The organism is Xenophilus azovorans DSM 13620, assembly GCF_000745855.1.
GTDB classification, from domain to species: Bacteria; Pseudomonadota; Gammaproteobacteria; order Burkholderiales; family Burkholderiaceae_C; genus Xenophilus; species Xenophilus azovorans.
Genome location: NZ_JQKD01000008.1, coordinates 19523 through 36640, shown reverse-complemented (window position 1 = coordinate 36640; position 17118 = coordinate 19523). Strand labels below are relative to the sequence as shown.

General features: G+C 72.3%; 11 protein-coding genes. 3 read left to right on the top strand and 8 right to left on the bottom strand.

Going from position 1 to position 17118, the window contains the following annotated elements:
* Nucleotides 1-7: 7 nt before the first annotated feature.
* The 7 genes from gshA to leuS form a co-directional block, all read right to left on the bottom strand.
* Nucleotides 8-1315 carry a glutamate--cysteine ligase gene (gene gshA / locus Q392_RS07090; RefSeq protein WP_038203757.1) on the bottom strand — a complete coding sequence of 436 codons (1308 nt, stop codon included), beginning with the start codon at nt 1313-1315 and terminating at the stop codon, nt 8-10.
* Nucleotides 1316-1496: 181 nt separating this feature from the next.
* Complete coding sequence (locus Q392_RS07085; protein ID WP_038203756.1) at nt 1497-2963, bottom strand: TrkH family potassium uptake protein; 1467 nt, start codon at nt 2961-2963, stop codon at nt 1497-1499.
* Between the two features lie 18 nt (nt 2964-2981).
* Nucleotides 2982-4466, bottom strand: coding sequence for a Trk system potassium transporter TrkA (gene trkA / locus Q392_RS07080; protein WP_038203755.1), 1485 nt, complete (start codon nt 4464-4466; stop codon nt 2982-2984).
* Between the two features lie 163 nt (nt 4467-4629).
* Nucleotides 4630-5913, bottom strand: a complete 1284-nt coding sequence (locus tag Q392_RS07075) for a glutamate-5-semialdehyde dehydrogenase (protein ID WP_038203754.1) — start codon at nt 5911-5913, stop codon at nt 4630-4632.
* 46 nt (nt 5914-5959) lie between these two features.
* A complete protein-coding gene (gene holA / locus Q392_RS07070) occupies nt 5960-7006 on the bottom strand; it encodes a DNA polymerase III subunit delta (protein ID WP_038203752.1) in 1047 nt (348 codons plus the stop codon).
* Nucleotides 7007-7180: 174 nt separating this feature from the next.
* Nucleotides 7181-7705: an LPS-assembly lipoprotein LptE gene (locus tag Q392_RS07065; RefSeq protein ID WP_038203751.1), complete on the bottom strand. Its 525-nt coding sequence runs from the start codon at nt 7703-7705 to the stop codon at nt 7181-7183.
* A gap of 5 nt (nt 7706-7710) precedes the next feature.
* Nucleotides 7711-10332, bottom strand: coding sequence for a leucine--tRNA ligase (gene leuS / locus Q392_RS07060; protein WP_038203750.1), 2622 nt, complete (start codon nt 10330-10332; stop codon nt 7711-7713).
* A gap of 124 nt (nt 10333-10456) precedes the next feature.
* On the opposite strand from leuS, the gene Q392_RS07055 reads away from it, so the two are divergent.
* The 3 genes from Q392_RS07055 to Q392_RS07045 all read left to right on the top strand — a co-directional run bounded on the left by Q392_RS07055 (nt 10457) and on the right by Q392_RS07045 (nt 13775).
* Nucleotides 10457-11998 carry a class I adenylate-forming enzyme family protein gene (locus Q392_RS07055; RefSeq protein WP_038204108.1) on the top strand — a complete coding sequence of 514 codons (1542 nt, stop codon included), beginning with the start codon at nt 10457-10459 and terminating at the stop codon, nt 11996-11998.
* The gene (locus Q392_RS07050) at nt 11995-13128 is read left to right on the top strand and encodes an SLC13 family permease (protein WP_211260213.1); all 1134 of its coding nucleotides are present in this window, start codon (nt 11995-11997) and stop codon (nt 13126-13128) included. The genes Q392_RS07055 and Q392_RS07050 overlap by 4 nt, the downstream gene beginning before the upstream one ends.
* A 98-nt stretch (nt 13129-13226) precedes the next feature.
* Entirely contained in the window at nt 13227-13775 is a 549-nt protein-coding gene (locus tag Q392_RS07045) for a VOC family protein (RefSeq protein ID WP_038204105.1), read from the top strand.
* A 22-nt stretch (nt 13776-13797) separates the two neighbouring features.
* Here the strand turns inward: Q392_RS07045 and Q392_RS07040 are convergent, their stop codons facing one another.
* Entirely contained in the window at nt 13798-17025 is a 3228-nt protein-coding gene (locus Q392_RS07040) for an autotransporter outer membrane beta-barrel domain-containing protein (protein ID WP_038203747.1), read from the bottom strand.
* Nucleotides 17026-17118 lie beyond the last annotated feature (93 nt).

Sequence of the window (17118 nt, the reverse complement as noted above, 5' to 3'; positions counted from 1 at the left end):
GCCGCGCTTATTCGTAGACCTCGGCTTCGGGGTTGGTCGCTTCCAGCTCGTAGGCGGCGGCGACCATGGCCAGGCGCCCGATCACGCCGTACATGTAGAAACGATTGGGTGCGCTGGCGCCGAGCTTGGCGCCCGGCTGCGGCAGCTGCGCGCTCTCGGAGAAGGCCAGCGGCACGAAGCTGGCGCCGGGCAGGGCCAGGTTCTCGTCGCTGCCGCGGTCCGGGTGCACGCGGTAGAAGCCGCCGACCACGTAGCGGTCCATCATGTAGACCACCGGCTCGGCCACGCCGTCGTGCACGCGCTCGTGAGTGAGCACACCCTCCTGCACCACCACATCGGTGGCGCCCACGCGCAGGCCCTCGGTGGCCTTGTCGGTGGCCTTCTTCTGCCTGGCGCGGGCGACCAGCGCCTCCACCTCGCGCCCGTCGTGCACGGTGCTGATGGTCAGGCCCGACGCGCCGTTGTCGGCCTTGACGATGGCGAAGGGCTTCTCGTTGATGCCGTATTCCTTGTACTTGCGGCGCACCTTGGCGATCACCGCGTCGACCTGCGCGGCCAGCGCGTCGGTGTTCTCGGCGCGGGCGAAGTCGACCTCCTCGACCTTGCCCCAGATCGGCTGGATCAGCCACGGGTCGATGCCCAGCAGCTTGCCGAAGCGCTTGGAGACTTCCTCGTAGCTGTGGAAGTGGTTGCTCTTGCGCCGCACCGACCAGCCGGCGTGCAGCGGCGGCAGCAGGTACTGCTCGTGCAGGTCCTCCAGGATGCCGGGGGTGCCGGCGGCCAGGTCGGTGTTCAGCAGGATGGTGCAGGGGTCGAAGTTCTTCAGCCCCAGGCGCCGGCGGCCGCGCACCAGCGGCTCCAGGCAGACGATGTCGCCGCCGGGCAGTTCCACCTTCTTCGGCGACTTGATCGCCGGGTCGATGGAGCCGATCTTCACGTTCAATCCCGCCATGCGGAAGATGCGCGCCAGCTGCGCCACGTTGGCGAGGTAGGTGCTGGAGGAAAAGCGCGCCTCGGGGACGATGAGCAGGTTGCGCGCCTCGGGGCAGATCTTCTCGATGGCGGCCTGCGCCGCCTGCACCGCCAGCGGCAGCATCTGCGGCGTCAGGTTGTTCCAGCCGCGCGGGAAGAAGTTGGTGTCCACCGGCGCCAGCTTGAAGCCGGCGTTGCGCACGTCCACCGACGTGTAGAAGGGCGGCGTGTGCTCCATCCATTCGAGCCGGAACCAGCGCTCGATGGCGGGCATGCCATCGATGATGCGCTGCTCCAGTTCGTTGATGGGGCCCGTCAGGGCGGTGACCAGGTGGGGGACCATGCGGTGGCCTTGCAGGGGATGGGGCGAAAGAAAACCGAGCGAGATTGTAGGAAATGGGGGCGGGCTCCCTGCCCCGCAAGAGTCGGCCGGCGCCGTTTTTCGGCGTCAGGCCGCCTCAGGATGAAAAAGCATCCCCTCGGGGGATCGGACAGGCGCGAAGCGGTTGGCCGAGGGGCCGATTTCAGTGACGCCAGAACGAGGGCGCCAGGAGCGCGATCAGGCTGAGCATCTCCAGCCGCCCGAGCACCATCGCGATCGAGCAGACCCAGACCTGGAAGTGGCTCAGCACGCCGAAATGCGCCGCCGGCCCCACCTCGCCCAGCCCCGGCCCCATGCAGTTGACGCTGGCGATCACGGCGCTGAAGGCGGTGACGGGATCGAGCCCCGACAGCACCATCACCATGCCCAGCACGATCACGGTGCCGCCGTACACCAGCATGAAGGCCAGCACGGCGAAGATGTCGCGGTGCTCGACCACCGTGGCGCCCAGCGTCACCGGCTGCACGGCGCGCGGGTGGGCCAGGCGCGTCATCTCGCGCCGGGCCTGCTTGAGCAGGATCAGCACCCGCACCATCTTGATGCCGCAGCCGGCCGAGCCGGCGCTGGTGGCCACGCCCGAGAGCAGCAGCATGAACAGCGGCGCGAAGGCCGGCCAGGCGAGGAAGTTCGTCGAGGCGAAGCCGGTGGTGCTGCCGATGGAGATGGCGTTGAAGAAGCCGTGGCGCAGCGCCTGCGGCCAGTCGTAGTGCCCCTGGACCATCAGCACCAGCGACACGATCAGCCCGCCGCCCAGCAGCGCCAGCAGCGTGGCGCGCCACTCGATGTCGCGCAGGCACACGCGCAGGCTGCGCTTGCGCAGCGCGATGAAGTACAGCGCGAAGCTGCCGCTGCCCACCAGCATGAAGACCATGGCGATGCCTTCCATCAGCGGCGAGTCGAAGTAGGCGAAGCTGGCGTCGTGCGACGACAGCCCGCCCAGGCTGACGGTGGCGAACATGTGCATCAGCGCGTCCATGAGCGGCATGCCGGCGGCCCAGTAGGCCAGGAAGCAGGCGGCCGACAGCCCGACGTAGATGCCCCACAGCCCCTTGGCGGTCTGCGCGATGCGCGGCGTCAGGCGGTTGTCCTTGATCGGGCCGGCCACCTCGGCGCGGAACATCTGGCTGCCGCCCATGCCGAACATGGGCAGCACCGCCACGGCCAGCACCAGGATGCCCATGCCGCCGATCCACTGCAGGAAGGTGCGCCACACGTTGATCGACAGCGGCAGCGAGTCCAGCGCGGTGAGCACGGTGGCGCCCGAGGTGGTCAGGCCCGAGACGGCCTCGAAGTAGGCATAGGAGAAGTCCAGCTCGCGCCCGACGGCGTGGCACACGGCCATCAGCGGCACGCAGGCGATCAGCGGCAGCAGCAGCCAGGTGGCCGACACGAGGATCACCCCGTGCCGCGCGCGCAACTCGCCCCGGTAGCCGTTCAGTCCGGCCCACATCCACGCGCCGCCGCCGAAGCTGGCGCCGGCCGCCGCCAGCCAGAAGCCGAGCAGCCCGTCGCCCTGCACCCACGACACCACGGCGGGCAGCAGGAAGGCGAAGGAGAACATCGTGGTCAGCGCACCCAGCAGGCGCAGCGCGGGCAGGAGGTCGTACATCGTGCGGCTCGCGCAGACTCAGAAGAAGGTGGCGCTGACGCGGAAGAGCTTCTCCACCTCGCGCACCAGCCGCTTGCGCGGCATGAAGATGATCACGTGGTCGCCGCTGCGGATCACGGTGCCGGGCTGCGGCACGATCACCTCGGGCTCGGCGGCCTCGGCCGCGGGCGAGGCGCCCTCACCTTCCCCGGCCGGCAGCGGCGCGTCGGGGTCGGGCAGGCCGCGCAGCACCAGGCCGAAATGGGCGTCGCGCGGCAGCTTGATGTCCTTGATCGCGCGGCCGACCACGCGCGAGGTGCGCTCGTCGCCGCGCGCCACGATCTCCATCGCCTCGGCCACGCCGCGGCGCAGGCTGTGCACCACCTGCACGTCGCCGCGCCGCACGAAGGCCAGCAGCTCGCCCAGCAGCGTCTGCGAGGGCGTCAGCGCGATGTCGATCTGCGTGCCGTGGATCAGGTCGGCATAGCTGCGCCGGTTGATGAGGGCCAGCACGCGCCGCGCCCCCATGCGCTTGGCCAGCAGCGCGGACATGATGTTGTCCTCGTCGTCGTTGGTGAGCGAGAGGAAGAAGTCGGACTCGCCCACGCTCTCGTCGTCCATCAGGTCCTCGTCGGTGGCGTCGCCCTGCAGCACCATCACCGACGAAGGCAGCCGGGCGGCCAGCATCTGGCAGCGCTCGGCGTTGCGCTCGATGAGCTTGAGCTGCAGCGCCGGGAAGTCCTGCACGAGCTGCTGCGCCAGGCGCATGCCGACGCGGCCGCCCCCGGCGATCGCCACGCGCTGCACGGTGCGCGGCGTCTGCGGGTCGCGCCGGTGCAGCGCGGCCAGCGCCGCGCGCAGGTTCTGCCGCGCGGCCAGCACGAAGACCTCGTCGCCCGGCACCACGTGCGTGCCCTCGGCGGCGGGGATGAAGCGGTCGGGGCCGTCCTCGCGCCGGCGGTACAGCGCCACCACCCGCACCGCCTCGCCGGCGGCGTAGGCGCCGATCTCGTCCACCCGGCAGCCCACCAGCGGCGCGCCCGCCACCGCGCGCACCGACACCAGGCTGGCCCGCCCGCCGGCGAACTCGTGGACCTGCAGCGCCTCGGGGTAGTCGATCAGCCGCGCGATGTAGCGCGTGAGCGAGTCCTCCGGGCAGATCACGCGATCCACCGCGAAGCCCTCGCGCCCGAGCAGCGGCGATTCGCCGCGGAAAGCCTCCGAGCGCACCCGCGCGATGCGCGTCGGGATGTTGAACATCTGCTCGGCCACCTTGCAGGCGACCAGGTTGGTCTCGTCCTGCGCGGCGCAGGCGATGAGCATGTCGGCGTCGCGCGCGCCGGCCTCCTCCAGCAGTTCGGGCTCGATGCCGTTGCCGGCCACGCCGCGCAGCTCGAAGCGGCTTTCCAGGTCGCGCAGGCGCGCCGCGTCGGTGTCGATGACGGTGATGTCGTTCTGCTCGGACACCAGCGTGCCCGCCACGCTCTCGCCGATGCGCCCGGCGCCCAGAATAATGATCTTCATGACTTCGAAACCATCCCCCCAAGCGGCTTCGCCGCTCCCCCCTTCTGCTGCGCCAAGGGGGGCGCACCCAGCGGCCTGGCAAAGCCAGTTCCGCGGGTGCCCTGGGCTGGGCCGATGGGATTCATGCGTTGTGAGCCGCGCTCGGCACGGAGGCTCGTACGCGTCAGGCCCGGATCTCGCCCTGACCGAGCACGATGTACTTGAGCGAGGTCAGCCCCTCGATGCCCACCGGCCCGCGGGCGTGGAACTTGTCGGTGCTGATGCCGATCTCGGCACCCAGCCCGTACTCGAAGCCGTCGGCGAAGCGGGTGCTGGCGTTGACCATCACGCTGGCCGAGTCCACCTCGCGCAGGAAGCGCTGGGCGTTGACGTGGTCGCGCGTGAGGATGGCGTCGGTGTGGTGGCTGGAATAGCGGTTGATGTGGTCGATCGCCTCGTCGAGGCCGGCCACCACCTTGATACTGATGATCGGCGCCAGGTACTCCTCGGACCAGTCCTGCTCGGTGGCGGGCACCACCTTCGGCTGGCCGGCCAGGCCCTGCAGCAGCGCCGCCGCCTCGCCATCGCAGCGCATCTCCACGCCCTTGGCGGCGAAGACGGCGCCGATGCGCGGCAGGAACTGCGCGGCGACGGCGCGCGCCACCAGCAGGCCTTCGGCGGCGTTGCAGGGGCTGTACTTCTGCGTCTTGGCGTTGTCCGCCACCTTCACCGCCATGTCGAGGTCGGCCGTGTCGTCCACGTACACGTGGCAGTTGCCGTCCAGGTGCTTGATGACGGGCACCTTGGCGTCGCGGCTGATGCGCTCGATCAGGCCCTTGCCGCCGCGCGGGATGATCACGTCCACGAACTGCGGCATGGCGATCAGGTGGCCGACGGCCTCGCGGTCGGTGGTCTGCACCAGCTGCACCGCGTCTTCGGGCAGGCCGGCCTCGGCCAGCGCGGCGCGCACCAGGGCGGCCAGCGCCTTGTTGGAATCGATCGCCTCCGAGCCCCCGCGCAGGATCGCCGCGTTGCCGCTCTTGATGGCCAGGCTGGCGGCCTCGATGGTCACGTTGGGCCGGCTCTCGTAGATCATGCCGAAGACGCCGATCGGCACGCGCATCTGGCCGACGCGGATGCCGCTTTCCTGCTGCTTCATGCCGATGACCTCGCCGATCACGTCGGGCATGGCGGCCAGCTGCTCGCAGCCCAGCGCCACGGTCTCGATCACCTTCGGCGTGAGCCTGAGCCGGTCCTGCATCGGCGCCGGCAGGCCGGCGGCCTCGGCGCGGGCCAGGTCCTGCGCGTTCGCCTCGGCCAGCGCCGGGCCGGCCTCGCGCAGACGCCGGGCCAGGGCCCTGAGCGCGACGTTCTTGGTGGCAGCGTCCGCCCGCGCCATCTGCGCGGAAGCCGTCTTGGCCTGCAGGCCCAGGGCCTGCATGTGTTCGGCGACGTTGAAGGCGTTCATGGCCGCGATTCTCCCACCGCGGCGGCGCCGGCGCTCGGGCCGTGCCTTAGCCGCAGGCCCGGCAGAGCATCAGCGCCAGGCGCTGCAGCGCCAGCCAGCCGTCGGCCGGCCAGTCGGGCTGCTTCAGGCCCTTGACGATGCCGTCCACCAGGTGGGCGGCGCGCAGCAGGCGGGCCAGGGCGCGGCCGTCCAGGCGCGGCAGCACGCGCTCGAAGGCGCGCTCGCGCGGGCCCCACACGCGGTTCTCGCGCAGGGCCATGGGCAGGGGGCGGCCGGCGTCCATGGCGTCGCGCACGCGCTTGAGGGCGCGGATGTCCTCGGCCAGCGTGTAGTGCACCAGCACCTCGGCCTCGCCCTCGGCCTGCAGGCCGGCCAGCATGCGCGAGGCGCGCGGCGCGTTGCCGGCCAGCACGGCCTCGGAGAGCTTGAACACGTCGTAGCGGGCCACGTTGTTGACGGCCGCCTCGACCTGCTCCCAGCTCAGCTCGCCCTCGGGGTGCAGCAGCGCCAGCTTCTGGATCTCCTGGTGCGCGGCCAGCAGGTTGCCCTCGACCCTGTCGGCGAAGAACTGCAGCGTGCGCTGTCCCTCCTCGCCCGGCCGCACGCGCTGGCCCTGGCGCGCCAGGCGCTGCGCGATCCACTGCGGCAGCTGCCCGCGCTCGATGTTGTCGATCTGCACCGCGACGCCGTGGTTCTCCAGCGCGGCGAACCAGGCGCCGCTCCGGGTCTGGCGGTCCAGGCGCGGCAGGTGCACCAGGGTGAGGGTGCCCTCGTTGCCCTGCGCGCCCTCGGCGATCTGCTGCAGCGCGGCGCTGCCGTCCTTGCCGGGCTTGCCGGAGGGGATGCGGATCTCGACGATCTGCCTGTCTGCAAACAGGCTCATCGAGCCGCCGGCCGCCAGCACCGCGCTCCAGTCGAAGTGCGCGCCGGCCACGGTGTGGCTGCTGCGCTCGGTGTGGCCGGCGGCGCGGGCCGCGGCGCGGATGGCATCGGCCGCCTCCTGCGCCAGCAGCGCCTCGTCGCCGTGCAGCGTGTACAGCGGGCGCAGGCCCTTGGCCAGGTGCGCGTCGAGCTGGGCGAGCGGCAGCTGCACGGGACGCGCCGCTCAGAAGGTGTGAATGAATCCGGCGTGCCCGAGCAGGCCGCCAGAACGTGCCCGATCAAGGCGCGAAGCGCAGCCATAGCTCGGGCTATGGCGAGCATTTGCAACGCCGAGCGGGTGCGTTCTGGCGGAATGAGCGGGCATGTCGGGTTCGTTCACACCTTCTCAGAGCGTTTTCACGAAGCCGAGGCGCCGCACGACCTGCTGCGCCAGGTCGGCGGTCATGTCGCGGTAGAGCAGTTCCTGCTCGTTCTCCTTGGCGAGCGCCGAGGTCTCGTTGTAGCTGATGTCGCGCGACTGCGAGACGGAGGTGGCCGGGATCAGCTCCTTGTCGCCGCTGCTCGTGCGCAGCCGGAAGCGCACCGTCAGCCCGAGCGTCAGCTCGCGGATGGTGCCGCCGGAGGTGCTGGCGGCGATGCCGCTGCTGCGCGACTGGTCGAGCAGCTCGCACACCACCTCGGCGTCCTGGGTCGGCGCCTTGGCATCCAGCACCGTGAGGTTGCCCATCCCCTTGAGCTCGCGGCGCACCAGCGCGGCCAGCGGCTCGGGGCCGGTGACGGCGATGCTCTTGAAGGGATAGTCCGGGGCGCGCCGCAACTGGAAGCCGCAGCCGGCCAGCAGCAGCGCCGGCACGGCGCCGGCCAGCAGCGCGCGGCGCGAGACGGCGCGGGAGGCAGCAGCGGCAGCCATCGGCCTCACCCCACCACCACGTTGACCAGCCGGCCGGGCACGACGATCACGCGCTTGACCGCCTGCCCTTCGGCGAACTTGGCGAAGCCCTCGCTGGCCACGGCCAGCTTCTCGATCTCCGCCTTCTCGGCGCCGGCCGGCACGCGCAGCGCGCCGCGCAGCTTGCCGTTGATCTGCAGCATCAGCTCCACCTCGTCCTGTTCCAGCGCGGCCGGGTCGACCTGCGGCCAGGGCGCGTCGAGCAGCGTGCCAAGCTCCGCCGCATAGCCCAGGCCCTGCCAGAGCTGGTGCGTCAGGTGCGGCGTGACGGGGTAGAGCACCCGCAGCAGGATGCCGAAGCCCTCGCGCAGCGCCGCCGCCGCGCCCGGTTCGTCCTTGGCCTTGAAGCCCTCCAGCGCATTCAGCAGCTTCATCGCGCCGGAAACGACGGTGTTGTACTGCATGCGCTGGTAGTCGTAGTCGATCTGGCGCAGCACGGTGTGCACCTCGTGGCGCAGCGCCTTGGCCTGGGCGCCGGGTTCGGCCGCCCCGGCCGCCGCGCCCTGCAGCGCCGCGCCGAAGTTCCACACCCGCCGCAGGAAGCGGTAGCTGCCTTCCACCGCGGCGTCGTTCCATTCCAGCGTGGCCTCGGGCGGCGCGGTGAACATGGTGTACAGGCGCGCGGTGTCGGCGCCGTACTTGTCGATCAGCTCCTGCGGATCGACGCCGTTGCGCTCGCTCTTGCCCATCTTGCCGACGCCGCCGTACTCCACCGGCGTGCCGTCGGCCGCGGTGCCGCCGGTGATGCGGCCCTGCGCGTCGAGCACGGGCGTGACCTCGGCCGGCGGGTGGTAGTGCTTGCCGCCCTTCTCGTCGCGGTGGAACCAGATGTGGTTGAGCACCATGCCCTGCGTCAGCAGGCGGGTGAAGGGCTCGTCGACCTTCACCAGGCCCAGGTCGCGCATCACCTTGGTCCAGAAGCGCGCGTACAGCAGGTGCAGGATGGCGTGCTCGATGCCGCCGATGTACTGGTCCATCGGCATCCAGTACTGCGCGCCCTCGCCCACCATCGCGGTGTCGAGCTTCGGGTCGCAGTAGCGCATGAAGTACCACGAGCTGTCCACGAAGGTGTCCATCGTGTCCGTCTCGCGCCGCGCCGGCCTGCCGCACACGGGGCAGGCGCAGGCCAGGAAGTCCTCGCGCTTGTTCAGCGGGTTGCCGCTGCCGTCGGGTACGCAGTCGGTGGGCAGCACCACCGGCAGGTCCTGCTCGGGCACCGGCACGGCGCCGTGCTCCTCGCAGTGGATGATCGGGATGGGCGTGCCCCAGTAGCGCTGGCGGCTGACGCCCCAGTCGCGCAGGCGCCAGGTGGTCTTCTTGGCGCCCAGGCCCTTGGCTTCCAGTGCGTGGGCGACGGCGTCGACCGCCTCCTGGTAGGCCATGCCGCTGAAGTTGTCGGAGTTGATGGTCACGCCGCGCTCCTTGTCGGCGTACCAGTCCTGCCACGTCTGGTAGTCGAAGTGCGGCTCGCCGTCGACCAGCACCACCTGCTGGATCGGGATGCCGTACTTGTTGGCGAAGGCGAAGTCGCGCTCGTCGTGCGCCGGCACGCCCATCACGGCGCCGTCGCCGTAGCTCATCAGCACGTAGTTGCCGACCCACACCGGCACCGGCTCGTCGGTGAGGGGGTGCGTCACCACCAGGCCGGTGGGCACGCCCTTCTTCTCCTGCAGCGCGAGCTCGGCCTCGGTCACGCCGCCGGCCTTGCACTCGGCGACGAAGGCGGCGACCGCCGGGTCGCTCAGGGCGGCGTGCGCGGCCAGCGGGTGCTCCGGCGCCACGGCGCAGAAGGTCACGCCCATGATGGTGTCGGCGCGGGTGGTGAAGACGTACATGCGGCCGTCGCCGATCGGCGCGCCGTCCGCGCCGCGGATGTCGTGCGTGAAGGCGAAGCGCACGCCCTCGCTCTTGCCGATCCAGTTCTCCTGCATCAGCCGCACGCGCTCGGGCCAGCCCGGCAGCTTGTGCCGGGTGTGCTCCAGCAGTTCCTCGGCGTAGTCGGTGATCTTCAGGTAGTAGCCGGGGATCTCGCGCTTTTCCACCGGCGCGCCGGTGCGCCAGCCCTTGCCGTCCACCACCTGCTCGTTGGCCAGCACGGTCTGGTCCACCGGGTCCCAGTTCACCACCTGGGTCTTGCGGTAGGCGATGCCCTTTTCCAGCATCTTGAGGAACAGCCACTGGTTCCACTTGTAGTACGCGGGGTCGCAGGTGGCGACCTCTCGGCTCCAGTCGATGGCCAGGCCCATGGCCTGGAGCTGGCCCTTCATGTAGGCGATGTTCTCGTAGGTCCACTTCGCCGGGGGCACGCCGTTCTTCAGCGCCGCGTTCTCGGCCGGCAGGCCGAAGGCGTCCCAGCCCATGGGCATGAGCACGTTGAAGCCGCTCATGCGCAGGTAGCGCGTGAGCATGTCGTTGATGGTGTAGTTGCGCACGTGCCCCATGTGCAGCTTGCCGCTGGGGTAGGGCAGCATGGAGCAGGCGTAGTACTTCTTCCTGCCCGCGTCTTCGGTCACGCGGTAGGCGTCGGTGGCGGCCCAGTCGGCCTGGGCGGCGGCTTCGACCTCGCCCGGTTGGTAGGTGGGATTCATGACGTGCTGCGACAGGCCCGGCGGCAGGGCGGCCGGAAAACGCGGGATTATCGGCGCAGCGCGGCGGGTTCGCCCGGGCACGGCCCCGGCTATGCTGCCGCCCTGCCCGCTGGGAGACCGCCTCATGAACCCCCTGGACGCCGCCTTCGCGCACGACTTCGGCGCCGTCGCCGACTTCATCCGCCAGCATGCGATCGACGCGCCGGCGCGCCCCGCGCTGGCCGACGACCGCGCCATGCTGGACTACGCCGCGCTCGACGCGCGCATGGACCGCGTGGCGGCCGCGCTGCAGCGCGAGGGACTCGCACCCGGCGACGCCATCGCGGTCTGCGCCAACGCATCGGCGGACTACGCCGCCGTCTTCCTCGGCGCCCTGCGCGCCGGCGTGGCGGTGGCGCCGCTGGCGCCGGGCAGCGCCGCCGACAGCCTGGCGCGGATGATCCGGGATGCCGATGCGCGCCTGCTGTTCCTGGATGCGGCCGGCGCGCAGGCGCTGGGCGCCGGGGCGGGCGAGGGGCTGCCGCGCGTGGCGCTCGAGGGCGAGGTGCCCGGCGCCGCGCCGCTGGCCGACTGGCTCGCCCCCGAGGGCGCCCGCCCCGCGCCGGTGGACACGCAGCCGGGCTGGGCCTTCAACATCATCTATTCCTCCGGCACCACCGGCGAGCCCAAGGGCATCGTGCAGAGCCACGCCATGCGCTGGGCGCACGTCAAGCGCTACCGGCCCTACGGCTTCGGGCCGCACACCGTCACGCTGCTGTCCACGCCGCTGTACTCGAACACCACGCTGGTGCTGTTCTTCCCGACGCTGGCCTACGGCGGCTTCGTGCGGCTGATGCCGAAGTTCGACGCCGGCCGCTACCTCGAGCTGGCGCAGCAGCTGCGCGCCACGCACACCATGCTGGTGCCGGTGCAGTACCAGCGGCTGATGGCGCACCCCGCGTTCGACCGCTTCGACCTCGCCAGCTTCCACATGAAGTTCTGCACCAGCTCGCCGCTGCCGGCGCCGCTCAAGGCCGACGTGCTGCGGCGCTGGCCGGGCGGGCTGATCGACACTTACGGCATGACCGAGGGCGGCGGCACCGTCATGCTGGAGGCGCACCTGCACCCCGACAAGCTGCACACCGTGGGCCGCCCGGCGCCGGGCAGCGACATCCGCCTGATCGACGAGGCCGGCCGCGAGGTGGCGCCCGGCGAGGCCGGCGAGGTGGTGGGCCGCTCCGGCGGCATGATGACCGGCTACCACAAGCAGCCCGAGAAGACCCGCGAGGCCGAGTGGTTCGCGCCCGACGGCACGCGCTTCATCCGCACCGGCGACATCGGCCGCTTCGACGCCGACGGCTTCCTGGTCCTGTTCGACCGCAAGAAGGACATGATCATCAGCGGCGGCTTCAACATCTACCCGAGCGACCTGGAGGCGGTGCTGCGCCGGCACCCCGACGTGGCGGATGCCGCCGTGGTCGGCATTGCCTCGGCGCAGTGGGGAGAGACGCCGGTGGGCTTCGTCGTGCTGCGCCCCGACGCGGCCATCGGCGAGGATGAACTGCTGCACTGGGCCAACGCCCAGCTCGGCAAGACGCAGCGCCTGGCCGGCCTGCGCCGCATCGCCGAGCTGCCGCGCAGCGCGATCGGCAAGGTGCTCAAGCGCGAACTCCGCGAGGCCTGGTGACGCCGCCGGGCGCCGCGCGCGCCGCCCCTTCCGGCGCCGGCCACCCGGGCGCCGGCCACGGCCTGCTGTGGCTGCTGCTGGGCATCGCCGTGCTGTTCGCGCTGCTGCGCCCGCGCCCGCCGCTGGAGCTGCTCGCGATGGTGGACTGGCAGACGGTGAGCGCGCTGGCCGGCCTGCTGCTCATCACCCAGGGCGTGGAGGCCAGCGGCATGCTCCAGCGCCTGGCGCGGCGCCTGCTGGTGCGGGTGACCGACGAGCGCGTGCTGGCCTTCGGCCTCGCCGGCGGCGCGGCCCTGCTGGCGGCGCTGGTGACCAACGACGTGAGCCTGTTCCTGCTGGTGCCGCTCACGCGCGTGCTGGCCACGCAGGCGCACCTGCCGCTGGCGCGGCTGGTGGCGCTGCAGGCGCTGGCGGTCAACGCCGGCTCCGCGCTCACGCCCATCGGCAACCCGCAGAACCTGTACCTGTGGCACCGCAGCGGCGAGAGTTTTGCCGGCTTCGTGGCGATGATGGCACCCACGGTGGCGGTGATGCTGTTCTGGCTGGCCGTCGCCGTGTGGCTGCTGGTGCCGCGCCAGCCGATCGCCCTGCGCGAGCCGCAGGACCACGGCGCGGTGCAGCCGCGCCTGCTGGCGGTGTCGGCGCTGCTGTTCGTGGGCTTCGTGGTCGCGCTGGACCGCCATTGGCTGCTGCCGGGGCTGATCGGCGTGGCCGCCGTGTTCGCGCTGGTGCGCCCGCGCGTGCTGCTGGGCATCGACTGGGCGCTGCTGGCGATCATCGCGCTGATGTTCGTCGACCTGCGCCAGCTCGCCGCGCTGCCCTGGGTCGCCGAGATGCTGCGCGCCGCGCCCATCGGCGAGGGCTGGCGTGCCTACCTGGCGGCGATCCTCGCGTCGCAGGTGATCAGCAACGTGCCGGCCGCCATCCTGCTGGACGGCGCCGTGCGCGACCTGCCGGCGCTGGCCGCAGGCGTGAGCGTGGGCGGCTTCGGCTTCGTGCTGGGCTCGCTGGCCAACCTGATCGCGCTGCGCCTGGCGCGCGTGCCGCACGGGCTGGCCGAGTTCCACCGCATCAGCCTGCCCTTCCTGCTGGTGTGCGCGGCGTCGGCCCTGCCGCTGCGCCTGGGTTGAGGCGGCGCGGCCCATCGCGCCTGCTTTTGCGGCAGATCAAATCCGCCGCCCCACCCCGGCAGTCCAATGGCGGCTCCCCCACGAGCATGGAGCCCCGCGTGAACATCCAGCGCATCCACCACGTCGCCTACCGCTGCAACGACGCCAAGCAGACCGTCGAGTGGTACCGGGACCACCTGGGCATGGACTTCGTGCTCGCCATCGCCGAGGACAGGGTGCCCAGCACGCACGCGCCGGACCCGTACATGCACCTGTTCCTGGACGCCGGCAACGGCAACATCCTGGCCTTCTTCGAGCTGCCCAACGCGCCGGCGATGGGCCGCGACGGGAACACCCCGGCCTGGGTTCAGCACATCGCCTTCAAGGTCGACAGCCTCGAGGCGCTGAAGGACGCCCAGGCGCGGCTGCAGGCCAAGGGCGTCGAGGTGGTGGGCATCACCGAGCACACGATCTTCAAGTCCATCTATTTCCACGACTGCAACGGCCACCGGCTCGAACTGGTCTGCGACACCGCCACGCCCGAGATGCAGAAGCGCCTGGACGAGGTGAAGTGGGACATGCTGGAGGAATGGAGCCGGACCAGGCGCGCACCCAAGCACGCCGCCTGGATGCACGAGGACGAGTTCGCCGGCGTGGCGGACGACTGACCGCCGCGCCAGCGCCGCTGGCTCACCAGCTGACCTTCACCCCCAGGCTGCCGTTGAGGCCGCTCTTGGTGCGGTTGCCACCGCCGCCGGCCCACAGCCGGCCCAGTTCCCCGTACACGCTCAGCGCCGGCGTCAACTGCCAGGTGGCCCCGCCGGCCAGTTCCCAGCTCGTGCCGCCCGTGCGCGTGGCGATCTCGGTGACTGCCGCCGCCGTGGCGTAGCGCGTCACGTCGGTGCCGCTGGAGCGCCGATACATGTTCAGCCGCGCATAGGGCTGCAGGGCACCCGCGCCGGTGGCGATCTCACCCTTGACGCGCACCCCGGCACGCAGCAGCCAGCCGCTGTCCGCCCCCTGGCGCACGGCCGCGCCGACCAGCCCCAGGTCGTCCAGGTCCAGGTCCTGGTGCACCAGTTGCAGTTGCGGCTCCACCTGCCAGCCCGGCGCCACCTGGAAGGCCTGGCCCAGCTCCACCGAGGCCAGCACGCTGCGGCCCTTGCCGCTGGTCGACCAGCCCAGCGCCGGCTGCACGTCGTAGCGCAGGCGGCCGGCCTGCAGCACACCGTCGACGTAGAAGCCGTCCCGGTTCTTCCAGGTGGCATAGCCGCCCAGGTACTGGGTGCGCAGGTCGTTGCGCCCGGCCGCATGGTTCCAGAGGCCGCGCGCGAAGCCGGTGACGTCCATGTCGCCTTCGAGCTGGCCCACGTACAGGCCCACGCGCCAGTTCGGGTCGGCCCACAGGTCGGTGCCGGCCTGGAAGCCCGACAGCCGCCCGTCGCTGGTGGGGCTGACGGTGCCGCCCTGCTGGATGTGGCGGTCGATGCTGATGAGGCGGCCCCAGGCCTGGCGCGGGCCGGCGGAAGCGCCGCCCACGCCGTCGTCGCCCACGCGCTGGTGCAGGTTGCCCAGCATCGCCAGGCCCGCCTCGCGCAGCTGCTCGGGCAGCGCCGCCAGCAGCGGGACTTCGGCACGGTAGGTGGGCACGCTCACGCCGCCGCCGGTGGCGGTGGAGCGCAGGTACCAGCTCTCGCCGGCGCCGCTGGCGTCGGCCGCGTGCAGGCGGTATTCGTAGGCACCGGCGTCCACGTGGCCGCCGGCCAGGCTGAAGGCGTCCTTGCTGGTCTGCGCGGTGGTGGTGGCGCCGCCGGTGGCGCGGACGACCTCGATGCCGTCGCCGGTGGTCAGCGCGCCCAGGCCGCCCAGGTTGGTGATCTGCACCGAGGTGCGGCCGCTGGCGACGGCGCCGCTGCCGCTCAGGACCAGCCGGTCGGTGGCGCTCGCGCTGTCGCCCAGGGCGGTGCCCAGGCGCAGAGTGCCGCCGTTGCCCACCCAGGGGCCGGTGACGGTGAGCGTCGTGCCCGGCGCGCTGCCCGGCAGCGAGACGGTGCCGGCCAGGTCCATGGCGGCGATGGTCTGGCTGAAGCCGGCCAGGTCCATGGTGGCGCCGGCCGCCACGGTGTGGGCCGAGGCGGCGCTGAAGGCGCCGGCCGCGCCTGCGCGCAGCGTGCCGGCCGCCACGGTGGTGGTGCCGGTGTAGGCGTTGGCGCCCGCCAGCGTCAGCGTGCCGGCGCCGTCCTTGGTCAGCGGGCCGCTGCCGGCGATGGCGCCCGTCAGCGTCAGCGTGCTGCCCGCCGCCGGCGCCAAGCCGCCGCCGGCCGCGCCCAGGGTGATGGCGCGGGCGGTGGCGATGTCGGCGGTGGTCTGCAGCGTGCCGCCGTCCAGGGTGAGGCCGCCGGCCAGGCCGCCCAGCGCACTGTCGGCGCCGATGGACAGGACGCCGCCGCGCACGGTCCACGGCGTCAGCTCGCCGGTGGTGTTGGCCAGCGTCCAGGTGCTCGCGCCCGTCTTGATGAACTGGGTGAAGCCCTGCAGCGCAGCGCCGCCGCCCAGCGGCCCGACCTGCGTGACGTCGAAGCTGGCGTCCGTCGTGCCGCCCAACGCCAGGGCATTGCCGGCGCCGTCGGCCAGCACGGCGCCGTTGAAGCCGTAGCCGGCCTGCAGTTCGAGCGTGTTGGCGTTGCCGGTGATGCGCACCGCCTCGGCCCGCGTGGCGCCGTCGCCGGACAGTCCGCCGCCGATCAGGCCGGCGTTGACCAAAGTGTTGCCGTCGCCCGTGATGCGCGCGCCCGCGCCGCCGGCGCCGGCCTGGCCGTCCGGCACGCCGGACACCACGCTCGCGCCGCCGGTGCCGCCATCGCCGCCCTGGACGGTGCCGGCGTTGAAGAGGCTCTGCCCCGTGCTGGCGGCGTGGATGCCGTCCCCGCCGCTGCCGCCGTTGCCCGGCACGCCGGCCGGCCCGGGCTGCGTGCCCATCGGGCCGGTGCCCTCCGCGTTCGCGCCGCCATGGCCGCCGGCGCCGCCGGCGATGGTGCCGCCGGCCTCATTGCGCAGGGTGCCGGACGTCAGCGTGACGCCGTTGCCGCCGCCACCGCCGCCGCCGCCGCTGGGCCCGTAGAAGGACGAGACGCCGCCGATGCCCGCACTGCCGCCCTGGCCACCCGCGCCGCCGAGGACAGCGCCGCTGTTGGTCACGGTGCCGGTGGTGTTCACGGACAGGCCGCTGCCGCCGCCACCCCCGCCGCCGCCCTGCGAATAGGCCACGCCGCCGGCCCCGCCCGCGCCGCCGGCCACGCTGCCCGAATTGGTGAAGCTGGTGCCCGCGCCGTCGAGCACCGCGCCGAGGCCGCCGGCGCCGCCACCGCCGGCCGCCCAGTAGCCGTCGCCGCCGGCGCCGCCCTGGCCGCCGGCCAGGCTGCCCGCGTTGGACGTCGGCTCGGCCGCGCCGTGGAAGCCGCCCCCGCCGCCGCCGCCGAAGCCGCCGCCGCCGGTCTCGGAGCCGCCGGCCTGTCCGTCCGGCGCACCGCTGGTGCCGGCCGCGCCGCCGGCGCCGCTCGGGCCCACGCCCGCACCGGACGCAGCTGCGCCGGCCGTCGGACCGCCAGGGCCCGCATGGCCGCCCGCGCCGCCCTGCGTGTTCAGGGTATCGTCGTTGAAGCCGCCCTGGCCGCCCTGGCCGTCGCTGCCGCCCGCGCCGCCGTAGACCACGTAGCCCTGCGGCGTCGGGGTGCCGCCCTGGCCGCCGGCGCCCGCCCATGCGGGCAGGGCCAGGGCCACGCCGGCGGCGGCCAGGCCGAGGCGTTGCAGGACCGCCTTGCGGGTGCTGCCGCCGCGGCCATGGCCACGGGCGGTCTCGCTCACCGCCTGCCAATGGCCGGTGGATCGGTTGAAAACGATGCGATGGATTCGGTTCATCTGAAAGCAAGCTCCGTCAATGTCATGGCCCGAACTCCCCGCCGTCACGGCCTTCCCTGGGGAGTCAAGGTATGCGATGTTACTTTCTTCTTA